Source organism: Bradyrhizobium sp. NAS96.2, assembly GCF_001908235.1.
Lineage (GTDB): Bacteria > Pseudomonadota > Alphaproteobacteria > Rhizobiales > Xanthobacteraceae > Bradyrhizobium.
The window spans coordinates 1-16,519 of sequence record NZ_LGHK01000158.1; the positions used below are offsets into that span (position 1 = coordinate 1).

16 protein-coding genes are annotated in these 16,519 nt (G+C 63.8%); 9 read left to right on the forward strand and 7 right to left on the reverse strand.

The genetic code is table 11. From position 1 onward, the window contains the following. Window positions 1-153: LysR family transcriptional regulator (locus AC628_RS29480; protein ID WP_210190276.1), on the reverse strand; the 153-nt coding region annotated here is incomplete at its 3' end. Window positions 154-268: 115 nt separating this feature from the next. Here AC628_RS29480 and AC628_RS29485 point away from each other — a divergent pair. The 3 genes from AC628_RS29485 to rnk all read left to right on the forward strand — a co-directional run bounded on the left by AC628_RS29485 (window position 269) and on the right by rnk (window position 2,045). Next, a complete protein-coding gene (locus AC628_RS29485; protein WP_074130267.1) occupies window positions 269-835 on the forward strand; it encodes a chromate transporter in 567 nt (188 codons plus the stop codon). Continuing rightward, window positions 832-1,362: a chromate transporter gene (locus AC628_RS29490; protein ID WP_074130268.1), complete on the forward strand. Its 531-nt coding sequence runs from the start codon at window positions 832-834 to the stop codon at window positions 1,360-1,362. The genes AC628_RS29485 and AC628_RS29490 overlap by 4 nt, the downstream gene beginning before the upstream one ends. Before the next feature lie 272 nt (window positions 1,363-1,634). Next, the gene (rnk, locus tag AC628_RS29495; protein ID WP_074130295.1) at window positions 1,635-2,045 is read left to right on the forward strand and encodes a nucleoside diphosphate kinase regulator; all 411 of its coding nucleotides are present in this window, start codon (window positions 1,635-1,637) and stop codon (window positions 2,043-2,045) included. A 582-nt stretch (window positions 2,046-2,627) separates the two neighbouring features. Here the strand turns inward: rnk and AC628_RS29505 are convergent. The 5 genes from AC628_RS29505 to AC628_RS29520 form a co-directional block, all read right to left on the reverse strand. Further along, a complete protein-coding gene (locus AC628_RS29505) occupies window positions 2,628-3,863 on the reverse strand; it encodes an ABC transporter permease (RefSeq protein WP_074130269.1) in 1,236 nt (411 codons plus the stop codon). Beyond that, the gene (locus AC628_RS29510; RefSeq protein ID WP_074130270.1) at window positions 3,860-4,591 is read right to left on the reverse strand and encodes an ABC transporter ATP-binding protein; all 732 of its coding nucleotides are present in this window, start codon (window positions 4,589-4,591) and stop codon (window positions 3,860-3,862) included. The genes AC628_RS29505 and AC628_RS29510 overlap by 4 nt, the downstream gene beginning before the upstream one ends. A 15-nt stretch (window positions 4,592-4,606) precedes the next feature. After that, complete coding sequence (locus AC628_RS29515; RefSeq protein WP_074130271.1) at window positions 4,607-5,956, reverse strand: efflux RND transporter periplasmic adaptor subunit; 1,350 nt, start codon at window positions 5,954-5,956, stop codon at window positions 4,607-4,609. A 99-nt stretch (window positions 5,957-6,055) separates the two neighbouring features. After that, entirely contained in the window at window positions 6,056-6,397 is a 342-nt protein-coding gene (locus AC628_RS44885; protein WP_210190275.1) for an adenylate cyclase, read from the reverse strand. Between the two features lie 511 nt (window positions 6,398-6,908). After that, window positions 6,909-7,973 carry a ketopantoate reductase family protein gene (locus AC628_RS29520; RefSeq protein WP_074130272.1) on the reverse strand — a complete coding sequence of 355 codons (1,065 nt, stop codon included), beginning with the start codon at window positions 7,971-7,973 and terminating at the stop codon, window positions 6,909-6,911. 122 nt (window positions 7,974-8,095) lie between these two features. On the opposite strand from AC628_RS29520, the gene AC628_RS29525 reads away from it, so the two are divergent. The 6 genes from AC628_RS29525 to AC628_RS29550 all read left to right on the forward strand — a co-directional run bounded on the left by AC628_RS29525 (window position 8,096) and on the right by AC628_RS29550 (window position 14,693). Beyond that, window positions 8,096-9,319: a TetR/AcrR family transcriptional regulator gene (locus AC628_RS29525; protein ID WP_074130273.1), complete on the forward strand. Its 1,224-nt coding sequence runs from the start codon at window positions 8,096-8,098 to the stop codon at window positions 9,317-9,319. Between the two features lie 298 nt (window positions 9,320-9,617). Continuing rightward, entirely contained in the window at window positions 9,618-10,856 is a 1,239-nt protein-coding gene (locus tag AC628_RS29530; protein WP_074130274.1) for a branched-chain amino acid ABC transporter substrate-binding protein, read from the forward strand. Window positions 10,857-11,015: 159 nt separating this feature from the next. After that, on the forward strand, window positions 11,016-11,963 hold the full coding sequence (locus AC628_RS29535) for a branched-chain amino acid ABC transporter permease (protein WP_050423449.1): 948 nt from the start codon (window positions 11,016-11,018) through the stop codon (window positions 11,961-11,963). Next, window positions 11,960-13,252, forward strand: coding sequence for a branched-chain amino acid ABC transporter permease (locus tag AC628_RS29540; RefSeq protein ID WP_074130275.1), 1,293 nt, complete (start codon window positions 11,960-11,962; stop codon window positions 13,250-13,252). The genes AC628_RS29535 and AC628_RS29540 overlap by 4 nt, the downstream gene beginning before the upstream one ends. Continuing rightward, a complete protein-coding gene (locus AC628_RS29545; RefSeq protein ID WP_074130276.1) occupies window positions 13,249-13,998 on the forward strand; it encodes an ABC transporter ATP-binding protein in 750 nt (249 codons plus the stop codon). The genes AC628_RS29540 and AC628_RS29545 overlap by 4 nt, the downstream gene beginning before the upstream one ends. Next, entirely contained in the window at window positions 13,998-14,693 is a 696-nt protein-coding gene (locus tag AC628_RS29550; RefSeq protein WP_074130277.1) for an ABC transporter ATP-binding protein, read from the forward strand. Before AC628_RS29545 ends, AC628_RS29550 begins: the two co-directional genes overlap by 1 nt. A gap of 63 nt (window positions 14,694-14,756) precedes the next feature. Here AC628_RS29550 and AC628_RS29555 read toward each other — a convergent pair whose 3' ends face one another. Beyond that, window positions 14,757-15,749 carry an AraC family transcriptional regulator gene (locus tag AC628_RS29555; protein ID WP_074130278.1) on the reverse strand — a complete coding sequence of 331 codons (993 nt, stop codon included), beginning with the start codon at window positions 15,747-15,749 and terminating at the stop codon, window positions 14,757-14,759. Between the last annotated feature and the right edge of the window lie 770 nt (window positions 15,750-16,519).

The window sequence follows — 16,519 nt, forward strand, 5'->3', positions numbered from 1 at the left end:
CTGCCGGCGGAACAGCGGCGCGCCGATCGCGGCTTCCAGCGCGCGGATCTGCTGGCTCAGCGGCGGCTGCTGGATGCCGAGCCGCGCCGCGGCGCGGGTGATGTGACCTTCCTCGGCAACCGCGACGGCATAGCGGAGATGGCGCAGCTCGATCATCAGGCGATCCATATGCAATAGATATGCAAATTCCTTTGTCCATATATTGGATATTTGGCACGCGGCCAACTAGAGTCGGTTCAAGAACGAACGAACCGGAGCCGCTCCGCCGATGGACGCCATACCCGCCGCACAGACCACCAAGCATGTCTCACCTGATGTCGGCGAATTGTTCACGGGCTTCTTCGTCCTCGGGCTGACCGGCTTCGGCGGCGTGCTGCCGCTGGCGCGCCACATGATGGTTGAGAAGCGCGACTGGCTCAGCAGTGCCGAGTTCACCGACCTGCTCGGGCTCTGCCAGTTCCTGCCCGGCGGCAACATCATCAACATGTCGGTCGCGGTCGGGCTGAAGTTTCGCGGCATTCCCGGCGCGCTCGCTTCGATCCTCGGCCTGATCGCGGTGCCGACCGCCGTCGTGATCGGGCTCGGCGTGATCTACAGCCAATTTGCCAACGATCCGGTGGTGCGTCATCTGTTCGGCGGCCTCGCCGCAGCCGCCGCCGGACTTTTGATCTCCACCGCGATCAAGATCGCCTGGCCGTTGCGGCGCGATGTGCTCGGCCTGTTGATCGTCACGCTCGGCGTGCTCGCGATCGCGGTGTTGCGGCTGCCGCTGCTGCCGACGCTGTTGACGCTCGCGCCGCTCAGCATCTTCTTGCGCGCGAGGCAGGCATCATGACCGCAACCCTCGTCACCCTCGCACTGATCTTCGCCGAGCTCTCGCTGCTCGCCTTTGGCGGCGGCAACACCATCCTGCCGGAGATGCAGCGCCAGGTGGTCGACATCCATCACTGGATGTCGGCGCAGGAATTCGGCGCGCTGTTCGCACTGGCGCAGGCCGCACCCGGGCCGAACATGATGGTGGTGCCGCTGGTGGGCTGGCATGTCGCCGGCTTCTCCGGCGTGCTGGTGACCTCGCTCGCCAAGTTCGGGCCATCGTCGCTGGTCACCGGCTTTGCGCTGCAGCTCTGGGAACGCTTCAAGGACCGGCCGTGGCGGAAAACCGTGCAGGCCGGGCTGGTCCCGGTCACCGCCGGCCTCGTCACCGCCAGCGCCATCGTCATCACCCACGCCTCGGCCTCGAGCTGGGGCACCATCCTGATCGCGGCCGGCGTCGCGATCGCCACCACGACGACCCGCATCCATCCGCTGCTCGCGCTCGCCGCCGGCGCGGTGCTCGGCCTCACCGGCATCGGCCAGCCGTGATGCGCGGCGCGTGCGCGCTTTCGCCGCAATGGATGCGTCGTCACGAGCAGCTATGTTGATGGTGCCATGATCGACATGTTGAGCATCAACACCCGCATTGCGCGCCTCGGCTTGCGCGCCGGACGTCTGCACGCAGGCACTTAGCCGGCCGGCGATCGCGCGCCGTCCGGATTCTTCAGGCGTCATCAACATCATTTCAACCCGCCGTGTCGCGCGAAGCATTCGCGCGCCGGCGCTATCGCGCCTTCGATCAACCGCAAGGTCAAACCGACATGCCCCAGAGCATTCAGAATAGCTTTACCGCCCCGGCATTGCCGCCGATCGTCATCACCGCGAGCGAGGCGCATCGCCTCAGCGCGCTGGCCGATTCCAGCATGGCGGTGTTTCCGCGCGTGGCCCAGTTCCTGGCGCGCGAGACCGACCGCGCCCGCGTCGTCGCCGACGATGCCGACCTGCACGACGTGGTGCGCATGGGCTCGCGCGTACGCTATCGCGACGACGAGACCGGCGATGTCAGGGAAGTCGTGCTGGTGTATCCTCACGAAGCCGATATCGCGCTCCGCCGCATCTCGGTGCTGACGCCGGTCGGCGCCGCGCTGATCGGATTGTCGGTCGGCCAGACCATTGATTTCCAGACACCGAGTCATCAGACACGTGCGGTGACGATTTTGGCGGTGGGGTAAGGGAGCCACCGGCGGACAGGCTCCCTCCCCCCTTGTGGGGGAGGGTTGGGGAGAGGGGTGCCACACGGCAAGCTCTCTCCGAATTCGTGACATGCGAGCGCCATTGCGCGGTTGGTGCCCTCGTCAATGATCTCGCCCGGGGCCACCCCTCTCCCCACCCTCCCCCGCAAGGGGGGAGGGAGCCTGACTGGTGTGCTCACCTCACTTGGGCAGGGCGCGATAGGCGAGCGCTAGGCAAGTGCTCGGTGACCACACCTCACGCCGCCAGATGGCACTGCCCCATGTCGATCCCGTGCCTGCGGCCGCGGGCGATGCCTTCGGCGATCGCTTTCACAACAAGCTCGGCGTCGTCAGGCGAGAAGTGGTCGAGCGCCTACCACGCCCGCAGGATGTCGCGCGCGCGATCGAGGTCGCCATAGATTGCAAGGCGAGGAAGCGATTTGTTCGGCATGTCGGTAGCTCCGAGCCGCAGCTGCGCCAGCCTAGCTCAACTGACCAAGCCGAGCCATGCATTCGGCAGCCGCGATCGCACGCTTTGCCGATCACCGGTGCATGGCGAGGGCGGCGGCGCCTGGCCCACTTCTATTCAAATCGCAACGCCGCGATCGGATCGAGCCGCGCGGCCTTCTGCGCCGGATAGAGCCCGAACGAGACACCGACGAGGCCCGCGAATCCGCAGGCGATCATGATGGCCCACGGGCTGATGAGCACCGGCCAACCAGCATTCCATGCGATCGCGATAGCCGCGACCGCTCCCAGAATGGCGCCCGCGCCGCCTCCGATCAGTGAGAGGATCAAGGCTTCAATCAGGAACTGCCAGCGGATGTCGCGTCGGTTGGCCCCGACCGCCATGCGCAGCCCGATTTCCCGGGTCCGCTCGGTCACCGACACCAGCATGATGTTCATGATGCTGATGCCGCCGACCACCAGCGAAACCGCGGCCACCGCGATCAGAAGAATCCCGAGAGTCCGGACCGCGGCGCCGCGTGCGGTCAGCACGTCGGCCGGATTCTCTATCCTGAAATCACTGGAAGCATCGCGGCGAATACGGTGGCGCTGCCGGAGCAGTTCCTCGATCTCGCGCTGGACTTCCGGTCGCACGCTCGCATCGGCCAGCTTGATCGAAATGAAATCCAGGGCTTCGCGCGTGGTGCCGTGCACGGCACCGAGCACGCGGCTTTTTGCCGTTGACAGAGGAATGAACACGACGTCGTCCTGGCTGCGTCCGGCTGCGCCCAATCCCTTCTTGTCGAGAACGCCAATCACCGTGAAGGGCACGTTGCCAATTCGAATGGAACCGCCGACGCCTGCGCGCCCGTCGAACACCTCGTCGACGATCACCGCCCCCACGATGGCGACCTTGGCGGCGGACACGGTCTCGTCGCCGTTGAACGCTCGCCCTTCGACCACTTGCCACTCGCGCGCAACCAGATAATCGGCATTTATTCCGGCCACCAGCGTCTTCCAATTCCTGTTCAACGCAACCAGCGGCATCGATCGCGACAGCAACGGAGCCGCGACTTGCACGTTCGCCAGCTCGCGGCGGATCGCGGTGGCGTCCTCTTCGGTCAAGGTGGGCTGTGTTCCGGACTCGAGCCGCGCGCCCCCGGAGCTCCGCGCTCCGGGCAGAACCAGCAGGAGGTTGGCCCCCAGCGTGCGAATCTTCTCCGAGACCTCAGCCTGCGCGCCTGCTCCCACGGACACCATGCAGACCACGGCCGCGACGCCGACTATGATTCCAAGGGCCGTCAACGCACTGCGCAACTTGTTTGCGCGAAGCGCGCGCGTCGCAATGCGCAGATTCTCCACGGGACTCATGGATGAGATTCCTGGTTGATGACGTTCGGCCGCGAGCGTTCGCCCGCCGCCCGCTCGTCATGGACGATCCGTCCGTCATGCAAGGTGATCTGTCGCTGCGCGCGACCGGCCACCTCATTGGCGTGCGTCACCACGACGAGGGTATGGCCATCGCGGTGCAGTCCGTCGAACAGGGACAGGATCTCCTCGCTCGTGCTGCTATCCAGCGAACCGGTCGGCTCATCGGCCAGGATGACGGCGGGATCGTTGACCATCGCGCGGGCGATCACGACCCTCTGCTGTTCTCCGCCTGAAAGCTGGTTCGGCCAATGATGACCGCGGGCCGCCAGACCCACGCGCGCGAGCGCATCCATCGCCCTGCGGCGACGTCTCTGGCGCGATACGGATGCGTAGACCAGAGGCAGCTCGACATTTTCCAGCGCCGTGGCCCGCGGCAGAAGCGTCGGCAATTGGAACACGAAGCCGATGTCACGGCTCCGGATGGCCGCGCGCGCGTCCTCGCTCAATTTTGCGACGTCCTGTCCTTTCAGCACATACTCGCCGGAGTCGGGCCGATCGAGCAGTCCCAGCAGGTTCATCAGGGTCGACTTCCCGGAGCCCGAGCGGCCGCGGATCGCGACGAACTCGCCAGCCGCAATCGAGAGCGACACGTTGGATATCGCAGAGACGACCGCTTCTCCGGACGGATACTGTTTGGAGAGAGCAATGGTTCGGACCAGAGGCTGCATCTTGAAAATCCGGTCTCAGAAGCCGAGACGAATGCCGAAAGAGCGTTTGACGGTTTGCGCATCGGCGACCCCGATGATCAGACGCTGGCCCTCCGCAAGCGGACCTTCCAGGAGCTCTGCCCCATTGTCATCGGTCGCGCCCAGCTTGACGGCAAGCGGCTTCGGTTGTCCGTCATCACCGACGAGCCAGACGGTTGCGGCTGCCTTCAACGAAGCCGCCTCGGCCTGCCCCTGACGTGCGGATCGAGAACCGGCCTCGACTGGTCGGAAACGCAGCGCCTGGCCGGGAATCTTGAGCACCTCGCCGGTATCGCTGACCACGATCCGAAGTTGCGCGGTCATTCCCGGCAGCAGCAGAAGGTCCGGATTCGATGTGGAGACGATCGTCGTATAGGTGACGACGTTCTGCACGACCTCGGGTGATTTGCGGATCTGCAAGACCCGTCCGGTGAACGTCCGATCCGGAAAGGCATCTACCGTGAACAGGGCCGTTTGCCCGACTTTCAATTGTCCGACGTCGGCCTCGTCGACCTTTCCGTGCACCTCCATCTGGCGCAGATCGTTGGCGATCTTGAAAAGCGTCTTCGCCTCGAGGCTGACGGCGACGGTTTGACCCGGGTTGACGTCCCGCTTGATGATGAGTCCGTCGATCGGTGCGCGAAGCACGGTGCGATCCAGGTCAACCCGTGCCTGCTCGAGCACCGCCTGCCTCTGCTCGGCGACGGCCTGCGCATTCTCGAGATTGGCCTCGGCCATGTTTCTCTCGGCATCGGCAATCGCAATGGCCTGCGCCTTCATCTCGATCTGCTCGAGAGAAGCACGCAGCTCGCCCGCCCCGGCATCACGCAGAGCGCGAGCCTGGCCCAGGTCACGCTCGGTGCCGCTGCCGGTGCGCATCAGCTCGGACTTGCGCCGGAACTCCCGCTCCAGCTCATCCTGTCGCGCCCTGATCGACGCCGACTGCGCCTCCGCCTGCTTTCTGGCCGTGTACGCGTTCGCAATCGCGACGATTGCGCGCTCCAGCGCGGCCTTCGTCACCTGTGTCGCCGCGTTCGCCACCCGAAGCGCAGCCCTCGCTTCATTGACGCGCGCGGAAAAGATCTCCTGATCGAGCTGCGCGATCGGCTGGCCGGCCTTGATGGCATCGTTGAAATTGACGAAGACCTCTGCAACTCGCCCCGAGAGCTGCGAGCTCACGTCGACGCTGATGACGGCCTCGACGGTGCCACTCGCCTTGACGAGAGTCGAGACGCTGCCGCGTTCCACGGGCGCAGTGAGATATGTCGGCGCCGGCTTGTCCAAGCCGTAGGTATAGCCGAGCCCGAGAACCAAAGCGCAAAGCAGAACCGCCACGAGCAAGCGCATGTGGCTGTGATCCCGTATCAAGCTTTCGCCCCGTCGTCGGCGCCGTCAACTTCCGCCGGCGCCGGAACGGATGGTCAATTCAAATCCGTCGAACCCGCACTACGGCACCTGTGACGCCTGGAAGCAGGCAACGTCGTACTGGGAGACGGAATGATCGGGATTGCCGACGCCTCCAGGCTGCGCCGTCGGATTCCCCGGGTTTCCGGCATATACGATCCCGTTTGGTGTCGTCGGAAGGGGATTGAACGGGGAACCACCGCCGTTCGCCGATCCGCCCGGCCCGCCACCGACGCTACCGGTGTTGCATGCGATGCCGTTGTTCGAACCGGGTTGTCCCGTGCCGCTGGTCGTAGATGGATGGGGATTGGCGGCGAGTGCGACACCCGCCGATGCAAGCAGCAGGCAAGCGCCAAAGGCAAGCGAGGCTGTCATGCGTTTCATCTGTGCACTCCCTTTCAAGTGTTGCGCATTAAAAGGACTGCGCGGGGAGTTCCGACGGAAAGCGGGGCCTTAACCTATGTTATTGTCGTCCCGCTGGAGCCTAACTGCTAACCAACACTGAGGAGCCGAGATTATTTCCAAACGATCCGGATTTTTCGGATTACCACCTCCTACGTTCGCCTCGGTCCGCGCCGTCAGCATCTTATCCTACCACGGCGCGACGACGCCAAATCTGACTTATCCGTCACAAACTAACCCATTCGTCACGAGCGATGTGACGTCCTTAGAAAACCCACCCGATGGTTGTAGAAGCGTCGGCGCCAATCAACGCCGTGCACGCTGTGGCGTTATCGACGCCCGTGCGTTATCGCCGGGCGCGCCGATTAGTCGTGGCGCTCGAGATCACGGCACACGCATGCTCAAGAAGGGAAATCGGATCATGATGCGAAGACAGTCATCGCATCATGATCCCGGGTACAAGCATGCCGTCGCTTGATCGACGCTGCTCGGATTACTCCGCGCCGGAGCCGCCCTGCACGATCTTCTCGTTCAGCTTCTGATCGACGGTCTCGACGGTGCGGTCGATCTCGGCGCTGGGGTTACCGAGCTGGTGCGAGATCAGCTTCACCAGGAGGTCGACGCGCTCGATGAACGGCGCGCCGGCCGCGACCGCGCGGGCCGCCGATGACGGCTTGAGCAGGCTTTCCGCCGCCTTGGCGTATTTCGCGAACGGCACCTGATCCGCCGGATCGGCGCCGAGCTTGCGCGCGATGCCGTCGACATGGTCGTAGATCGCCTGCGAGCGGCTGAGATCGCCGTGCACGGCGTCGCGGATCGATTGCGGCTCCGTCGGCGTGATGCAGCGGTAGTTGCCGGTCAGCAGCATCGACCACTTGGCCAGCGGCACGAACAGCGAGTCGAATACTTTGAGCTTCACCGGAACGTCCTGGCCGTCGAGCGTCACCGCATCGATGTCGGCTTCGAGCTCGCGCAGCACCTTGTTGTGCTTGTCGTCGGCGAAGGCGGAGGCCTTGAAGTTGGTCGGCAGGCCGACATGCAGCACGTTGGCCTTCTCCTCCGGCGGACGGAACGCCTGCGGGTCCGGCGAGCACAGCGTGACGAGGCCCGGCTCGAAGCGCTCCCACACCTGCGCATTGGTGTAGGCCTCCTCGAGATCCATGCCGGCGAGCGCGGGGATCCGCTTCAGATACGGCAAAGGCGGCATGTTCATGATCGACAGGCACGGCAGCTTCGCCGCCGCGATCTTGATCATCAGCACGCGAACCGTGTGGTTGGTGTATTGCGGCTCCTGCATCGCGAGGCCGACCATGTCGTAGCGCGACACGTCGACATCGGCGGGCGTGACGGCGTCGAGCTTGCCCGGCAGGTCGCGCGAGAAGATCGAGCGATGCTCCTTCTCGTCGCGCAGCTTGATGCGGACCTCGGTGCCCTCGCGGTTGATCAGATCGGCGGTGTTCTTGCGGCACACCAGGGACACATTGTGCCCCGCCATCAAGAGCTTGGTCCCCAGCAGCGAGCCGTAGGAGGCTCCAAGAATCAGAATGTTGCGCGCCATGCTCTCTCCAAAGGACTGCTGGTGTATGGTATGCCACCGTCTATCGCAGATCGACAAGCCGCTGCCAAGCGGATTATCTCGCGTGCGGATTATCGTTCCGCGATCAGGAAGGGCATTCGAGCTTGCAAGTCGCCGCCGACCCGACGGATCGGGCTGAAGAAATCCTCGTCTCAGCTTCCCGCCTGTTTGCCCGCCACTCCTATGCGAACGTGACGATGGAGCAGGTCGCGGCGTCGGTGCGGGCCGTGCCGGGCGCGCTGTACCACTATTTCCGCGACAAGGAAGATCTGATCTTCCACTGCTATCTGCGGGGCCTTGCGATCTACCGGCACGAAATCGAGGCGGCCGCCGAGCCGGGTATCGACGGGCTCGAGATCGTCAGGCGCTTCGTGCGCGGCAGGCTGCGGCCCGAGGGCCAGCGCATGATCCTGTTCACCGATATCGATGCGCTGGCCGCGCCTTACAGCAGCGAGGTCCATGCCAAGCGCTGGCAGAACGCCGCACTGCTGGCGAAAATCCTGGAGAGAGGCGTCGCGGACGGTTCGATCGCCTGCGACGAGCCGCAGCTCACGGCGGTGGCGCTGATCTCGATCCTGGACTGGGTGCCGTTCTGGCTGTCCGAACGCGATTACTACACGCGCCAGCAGGCGATCGACGCCATCGACGACATCATCACGCACGGCGTCTACCGGCGCGAGATCGCGCTTCCCGACATGCCCGAACCGCTCAGCCTCGCCCCGTTCCTCGCGTCGCGTGCGGCGTTGAACAAGCGGGCCGCGAAGTTCGACAGGATGCTGTCGATTGCCTCGGACAGCTTCAACCGCAGGGGCGCGTCGGGCACGTCGCTCGAGAGCATCGCTGCGGATGCGGGCATCACCCGCGCCGGCATCTACTATCATTTCAGCGAAAAAGAGAGCCTGCTGCTGGCTTGCCTGCGACGCGGGCTTGCCGGCGAGATCAGCATTCGCGAGCATCTGCAAGAGCACAGCCTCGGGGCCTTCGATCACATCGTCCAGCGAATCCGCCTGCTGCTGATGCTGCACGACACGCCCTGCGGCCCCAAGGCGACCTACCACAACATCAACTATCTCAACGACGCTGACCGCAAAGAGTATGTCGGCCAGGTGCTGGCGACGATCCGCCGAGACCAGGACAGCTATCAACGCTGGATCGACGAGGGCCGCTTCCGCCGCATCGATACATATTTCGCCGAGCGGATTTTAACCGGCATGGGGCATTGGTATCCGATCTGGTTCAAGACCCGGCGCGACTGGTCTGCCGTCGAGATCGCCGATCACTTCGCGCGGCTCTTCCTCTCGGGCCTCAAGCCGCGCCGGCCGGCTTGAATCGCCAATTCGCATCCCGCCGCTATAATGCTCCCGGACCAGGCTTGTCTCGCCGGAATTCGGACGACGTCGGTTCCAAAACGAACTGGCGAATGCCTCGTCCAAAAGTTTACTTGCGGTTCAAATCTGCGCCGGATCTAGCGGCATCTCGAAACATTTATAGCCTATAACATTATAGTACCTCGCGCGAAAACTTGACGCAGTATTCAAAGCGAAAGTTGCGAAGGCTCGGCAATTGAGGTTATGAGACGGCTTCGATCGCTGAAGATCAAGAAACATGAGCAAGGGAGAGAGCAGGATGCGTAAGCTGATCGTTGCTGCCACGGCAGCACTGACGGTGTTGGGAGGCGCGGCGTCCGCGCAGGAATCCATCAAGATCGGCTACATCGATCCGCTCTCCGGCGGCGGCGCCAGCGTTGGCGAAGGCGGCCTGAAGACGTTCCAGTATCTCGCCGACGAGTTGAACGCCAAGGGCGGCATCCTCGGCCACAAGGTCGAGATCGTTCCGCTCGACAACAAGACCAATCCACAGGAAAGCCTGGTGCAGGCGCAGAAGGCGGTCGACGCCGGCGTCCACTACATCACCCAGGGCAACGGCTCGTCGGTCGGCGCCGCGTTGGAAGATTTCGTCACCAAGCACAATTCGCGCAACCCCGGCAAGGAAGTGCTCTACTTCAACTACGCCGCGGTCGATCCGAGCATGACCAATGAGAAGTGCAGCTACTGGCATTTCCGCTGGGATGCGAACTCGGACATCAAGATGGAAGCGCTGACCAACTACATGAAGGGCCAGCCGTCCATCAAGAAGGTCTACCTGATCAACATGGACTATTCGTTCGGCCAGTCGGTGCGCACGGCTGCGCGCAAGATGCTGGGCGAAAAGCGGCCGGATATCCAGGTCGTCGGCGACGAGCTGCATCCGATGCTCAAGGTCACCGACTTCTCGCCCTACATCGCCAAGATCAAGGCGTCCGGCGCCGACACCGTCGTGACCGGCAACTGGGGCCAGGACTTCGCGCTGCTGCTGAAGGCGGCGGCTGACGCCGGCCTCAAGGTCAACTGGTACACCTATTATGCCGGCGGCGCCGGCGGACCGACCGCGATCAAGCAGACCGGTCTCGAGAACCAGGTGTTCCAGATCAGCGAAGGCGTACCGAACTCCGGCAACAAGGCGGCGATGGATTTCGAGAAGGACTTCCGCGCCAAGACCGGCATTTCCGTGTGGTATCCGCGCGCGGTCAACGAGATGCGGATGTTCAAGGCAGCCGCCGAGAAGGCCAATTCGATTGATCCGGTGAAGGTCGCAGCGGCGCTCGAAGGCATGAAGTTCGACGTGTTCGACGGCGGCGAGGGCTTCATGCGCAAGGACGACCACCAGTTCTTCCAGCCGATCTACATCTCCTCGTTCGGCTCGCTGGCCGACAAGACCAAGGAGCCGTTCGACGAGGAGAACACCGGCTGGGGCTGGCACATCGTCTCCAAGATCGACACCGCGCAGACGATGCTGCCGACCACCTGCAACATGAAGCGGCCCTGATCGGCTCCTTCCGTCATTCCGGGGCGGTCCGCAGGATCGACCCCGGAGACCAAAGATTCCGGGTTCGATGCTTCGCATCGCCCCGGAATGACCGGTGATAAATTTCCTTCGACAGGTCTTTGATCACGTGAACCGTTCCCATTCTCAAGCGAGTGCACCGTGGCTGAGCTGATCGTCATCTCGACGCTCAACGGCGTCTTGTTCGGCATGCTGCTGTTTCTGCTGTCCAGCGGACTCACCGTCATCTTCAGCATGATGGGCGTGCTGAACTTCGCGCATGCCAGCTTCTACATGCTCGGCGCGTTCTTCGGTTATCAGCTCACCCGCTGGATCGGCTTCTGGCCGGCGCTGGTGATCGCACCGCTGCTGGTCGGCGTGGTCGGCATGGGCGTCGAGCGCTACGGCCTGCGCAACACCCACAAGCACGGCCATGTCGCCGAGCTGCTTTTGACCTTTGGTTTGGCTTTCGCGATCGAAGAGATCGTCTCGATGATCTGGGGCAAGAGCCCGGTCGACTACCGCGTCCCGGCAGTGCTCGACTTCCCGGCCTTCACCGTGTTCTCCACCAACTACCCCGCCTACAAGATCTTCATGCTGGTGGTCTCGGTCGTGATCTTCATCGCGCTGCTGGTGACGCTGAAGCGGACCCGGGTCGGCCTCATCGTACAGGCCGCACTGACCCATCCGAGCATGGTCGGCCATCTCGGCCACAATGTCGGCCGCGTGTTCATGCTGGTGTTCGGCGTCGGCAGCGCGTTGGCGGGTCTTGCCGGCGTCATCGCCGGTCCCTCGCTGGTGACGCAGTCCGACATGGCCGCGTATCTCGGACCGATCCTGTTCGTCGTCATCGTGTTCGGCGGCCTCGGCTCCTTGCCCGGCGCCTTCATCGCCTCACTGCTGATCGGACTGATCCAGACATTTGCGGTCGCGCTCAACGGCTCGCTCGCCAGCGTGTTCGGGCCGCTCGATCCGAGCCTCGGCCCCTCGCCGCTCACCGACATCTGGAACGTCACGATCGCGCAGATCGCGCCGATCCTGCCCTATCTGCTGCTGGTGCTGGTGCTGATCTTCCGCCCCATGGGCCTGTTGGGGACGCGCGAGTCATGACCAACGCCCCCACGCCCTCCCTTGCCGCGGCCAAGCAGGAGCCCGGCGGCGCCCTCGGCTTCTATGGCGTCTGGCTGCTCGCAGCGGCGGCGCTGATCGTGCTGCCGCTCATCTTCTCCTCCGGCGGCTCGCTGACCTCGTTCAGCCTGATCGGCATCGCGATCATCTTCGCGCTGTCCTACAACATCCTGCTCGGCCAGACCGGGCTGTTGTCGTTCGGACACGCCGTGCAGTACGGCCTCGGCGGCTTCCTTGCCGTGCACGCCATGAACGCGGTCGCGAACCACAACTGGCCGATCCCGCTGCCGGTGATCCCCTTGATCGGCGGCATCGGCGGCATGGCGTTCGCGCTTCTGGTCGGCTGGGTCATGACCAAGCGCGCCGGCACCGTGTTCGCGATGATCTCGCTCGGCATCGGCGAGCTGGTCGCCTCGTCCTCGCTGATCCTGCGCAGCGTGTTCGGCGGCGAGTCCGGCATCACCACCGACCGCACCTCGCTGATGCCGATGTTCGGCTGGACCTTCGGGCCGCAGATCCAGGTCTACTATCTGATCGCGTTCTGGGTGCTGGTCTCGGCGATCGCGATGTACGCGCTGACCCGCACGCCCCTGGGCCGCATCTGCAACGCGGTGCGCGACAATCCGGAGCGCGTCGAGTTCATCGGCTACGATCCGCATGTGGTGCGCTATCTCGCCTACATGTTCGCCGGCTTCTTCGCCGGCATCGCCGGCGGCCTGACCGCGATCAATTTCGAGATCGCCAACTCCGCCTATCTCGGCGCCATGCAATCGGGCTTCGTGCTGTTCTCCACCTTCATCGGCGGCACCGCCTATTTCTTTGGTCCGATCCTGGGTGCCATCCTGGTGACCTATCTGCAGCTCGGGCTGACCAGCGTCACCTCGGTCTGGCAGCTCTATTTCGGCGTCATCTTCATCGGCATCGTGATGTTCGCGCCGGGCGGTATCGCCGGCATCCTGATGAAGCATCGCCCGCTGATCCGCGCCGGAACGCTCGGCACGGTGATCCCGTCCTACCTGGTCGCGGCGATTCCGACGCTGGCGTTTGCGCTCGGCATCATCCTGACCATCGAGACCGTCGCGCGCTTCTCCGGTGGCGACCCGATCAATCTGCTCGGCATCCCCTTCGTCGCCACGGCGCCAACGACCTGGGCGGCGGCCGCGGTTCTGGTGGTCGGCGGCTTCCTGGTTGCGCGCATCACCTGGCGGCGCGTCGCGGAAGCCTGGGACCGCGCCGCGACGGTGGCCCGTGATCGGGGGTATCTCGCATGACCGCTGCCATCCAAGTCAACGCCGTCGAGAAGAGCTTCGGCAATGTCCAGATCATCCGCGATCTCAACTTGAGCGTCGCCAAGGGCGAGCGTCACGCCATCATCGGGCCGAACGGCGCCGGCAAGTCGACGACGTTCAACCTGATCTCTGGCTACATCAAGCCGACCTCGGGCGAGATCCGCCTCAACGGCGAGGTGACCTCGGGCTTGCGGCCGTTCGAGATCAACCGGCGCGGGCTGTCGCGCTCGTTCCAGGTCACCAACGTGTTCGCCCGCATGACGGTGTGGGAGAACGTCCGCTGCGCCGTGCTGTGGGCGACCGGCCACCGCTACGCGTTCTGGAAGAACGTCGACAACCTGCCCGAGGTGAAGCAGCGCACCGCGCAGATCCTCGACGACATCCATCTCAGCCATCGCAGCGACGTGCCGGCGGGCTTGCTCACCTATGCCGAGCAGCGCGAGCTCGAGATCGGCATCACGATCGCCGGCGGCGCCAACGTCATCATGCTGGACGAGCCGACCGCGGGCATGAGCCACGCCGAGACCGAGCGCGCCGTCGCGCTGATCCGCCGCCTCACCGAGGGACGCACGCTCGTGATCGTCGAGCACGACATGAGCGTGGTGTTCGGCCTCGCCGACCGCATCTCGGTGCTGGTCTACGGCCACATCATCGCCTCCGGGACGCCCGAGGAGATCCGCGGCAACCCGAAGGTCAAGGAAGCCTATCTCGGCGAGGAGGTCGACTGATGCTCGAGGTCAGGAATCTTCACGCCTATTACGGCAAGAGCCACATCCTGCAGGGCGTCGATCTCGACATCGCCGCCGGTGAGGTGGTGAGCCTGCTCGGCCGCAACGGCGTCGGCCGCTCCACCACCGTCAAGGCGATCATGGGCGAGGTGCCGCCGCACGGCACCATCCGCTTCAAGGGCCAGGACATCGCCGGCCTGCCGAGCCACAAGATCGCCCGCCTCGGGCTCGGCTATGTGCCCGAGCATCGCGACATCTTCCCGAGCCTGACGGTGCGCCAGAACCTGATCCTCGGCATCAAGGACCCGCGCCGCCCCGGCAAGTGGCGGCTGCAGGAAATGCTCGACATGTTCCCCAATCTCGCCCGCCGCGCCGACACGCCGGCCGGCGTGCTGTCGGGCGGCGAGAAGCAGATGCTGACCACCTGCCGCACCCTGCTCGGCGACCCCGAGCTGATGATGATCGACGAGCCGACCGAAGGCCTGGCGCCGCTGATCGTGCAGCAGGTCGGCGAGCTGATCGCGCGGATCGCGAAAGCCGGCGTCGCCATCCTGCTGGTCGAGCAGAAGCTGTCGATCGCGATGAAGATCTCGAACCGGGTCTACATCATGGGCCACGGCCGCGTCGTGTTCGAAGGCACGCCAGAGCAGCTCAAGTCCAACGCCGCCATTCGCGAGGAATGGCTCGAGGTGTGAGGCGGACAGCCTCCACAATCCGCGAACATCGGCTGTTGGACTACGCGGACGCCTCGTTCTCGATCAGAGTCGCGCGGCTCCGCTGGATCCCTTGCGTCCGAACCGAACGCCGCGCGGTGAATCGCCGAAGCGAGCCCGGAACAAGCGGTTGAAATGCGAAACGTCCGAGAAACCCACCTCCAGCGCGACATCGGAGATTCGCCGACGGCCGGCATCGGACCCGGTGAGCAGCTGGAACGCCCGTTGAAGACGCAATTCATTGAGGCGCTCGGTGAACGATGATCCCGACGACGCCATCAGGCGCTGCAGATAGCGGGACGAGATGCCCTGCCCGCGTGCGGCCGTCTGAACGCTAAGTCCGGGCTCCTCGAAGTGGTGGGCGATGTAGTCGAGTGCTGCACTCTGCCGCGCAGCTACGACGGCGCTCGCACTGCTCTCGCCCAACGCAGGACACTCGTCGATTGCGAGCGCGACGAGATCATGGATGTGGTGCACGACCGTCTCACGAAGCCCGGGAGCGCTCAGGGCTCCTGTCTTGAACACCGACTTCAGATATGCCGTGAACAAGCGGAAGGCTTCCGTTTGGTGCCGGATCGGCCGCATGGCCAAGCCTTCCACATCCGTCACGCGCTGCGCAAGCGCCGCGTGCGGCACGGCCAGGCCAAATTGCAGTCCTTCGACATAAGTCACGCTGACGGGCTCGGAATGCAGAATTGCGATCGCATCGGTGCCGCGAAGCTCAACGTCCTCGCCGCGCTGCGACAGCCGACTTCTCGCGGACGAGCAGACGATGACACCGATGGAGTCATCGCCATCGGCAAGGTTCGCTCGCAAGCGCGCGAAACGCATGGACGTGCCTTTCAGCGCGAGCGTACGCAAGCCCTGAACCGCGTGCAGCGACGCATCGGCCCGGAACGGAACGTCCGATAGAGGCTCGATATCGGCGTGCACGATGCATCGTGCGAAGTGCTCGCGCCATAGCGGGACCCGGATACGCTCCGGATGGTCGCGCGTCGAAAATCGATACGATAAAAAATCGGCTGCGTCCGTAGCCATGGGGACCTCCAGCCTTCACAAAACATCAGAACGGAATGCTGCGGCACACCGCAGCCACTATCTGCATTTTGCAATTCACGCACCGACCTAAGCTCGATCCGTGCGCATGAGTCCAAGAAGCCACGCTACCGGTCTGCTAGTCTCACTCGCCTGTGATTGATGCTGATGTGAACTGGTTCACTCGGTGATCAGGATATTACGGTTATAATGATAGCGAAAGTCACGGCGATTTTTCTCCTTTAAGAGGAGGCGGTCGTGACGGCTCTATTTATAATTGCTGCCACCGGACCCAGTTTGGACACTCCTAGCAAGGTGCAAAGCGCAAATCGGCTTTACGGACTTGCTGGCGATCGATCGAACTCAAGGAATTGCGGGCGGGCAATTCTGCGGCGTTTTGAAATCGAATTTATTTTGCTGCCATAGCGACATCGCTGGCAGGGTTCATCGGACATAAACTATCCCGGCGCCGCTTTTTGCCGCCGGTTGAAATGGTCGAAATCTGTCACGTGGGAAGTTAACCTCAGTGATCAAGAAGGCGTTCGATCATGCCCACCATATTCGACATGCTTTATCATGAGTACTGTCGCGCCCGCCTCGCCGAGATGCGGAAGCAGCTTTTGATACCGGTCATCGGCGAAATCTTGCACGCGCCGTCGGAAGACAGCGATCCTGCTGGCCCCCGTGATTGCGACTGGCCGACGAAAACGTCGCCAACCCTCGGGTAGCCGGAGCACATAATCCCAAGAGTTGACCGGAGGCTGGACCAGCAC

Coding starts and splice junctions, on each gene's coding strand:
- AC628_RS29485 (WP_074130267.1), top strand. CDS start 269: ATGGACGCCATACCCGCCGCACAGACCACCAAGCATGTCTCACCTGAT.
- AC628_RS29490 (WP_074130268.1), top strand. CDS start 832: ATGACCGCAACCCTCGTCACCCTCGCACTGATCTTCGCCGAGCTCTCG.
- rnk (WP_074130295.1), top strand. CDS start 1,635: ATGCCCCAGAGCATTCAGAATAGCTTTACCGCCCCGGCATTGCCGCCG.
- AC628_RS29505 (WP_074130269.1), bottom strand. CDS start 3,863: ATGAGTCCCGTGGAGAATCTGCGCATTGCGACGCGCGCGCTTCGCGCA.
- AC628_RS29510 (WP_074130270.1), bottom strand. CDS start 4,591: ATGCAGCCTCTGGTCCGAACCATTGCTCTCTCCAAACAGTATCCGTCC.
- AC628_RS29515 (WP_074130271.1), bottom strand. CDS start 5,956: ATGCGCTTGCTCGTGGCGGTTCTGCTTTGCGCTTTGGTTCTCGGGCTC.
- AC628_RS44885 (WP_210190275.1), bottom strand. CDS start 6,397: ATGAAACGCATGACAGCCTCGCTTGCCTTTGGCGCTTGCCTGCTGCTT.
- AC628_RS29520 (WP_074130272.1), bottom strand. CDS start 7,973: ATGGCGCGCAACATTCTGATTCTTGGAGCCTCCTACGGCTCGCTGCTG.
- AC628_RS29530 (WP_074130274.1), top strand. CDS start 9,618: ATGCGTAAGCTGATCGTTGCTGCCACGGCAGCACTGACGGTGTTGGGA.
- AC628_RS29540 (WP_074130275.1), top strand. CDS start 11,960: ATGACCAACGCCCCCACGCCCTCCCTTGCCGCGGCCAAGCAGGAGCCC.
- AC628_RS29545 (WP_074130276.1), top strand. CDS start 13,249: ATGACCGCTGCCATCCAAGTCAACGCCGTCGAGAAGAGCTTCGGCAAT.
- AC628_RS29550 (WP_074130277.1), top strand. CDS start 13,998: ATGCTCGAGGTCAGGAATCTTCACGCCTATTACGGCAAGAGCCACATC.
- AC628_RS29555 (WP_074130278.1), bottom strand. CDS start 15,749: ATGGCTACGGACGCAGCCGATTTTTTATCGTATCGATTTTCGACGCGC.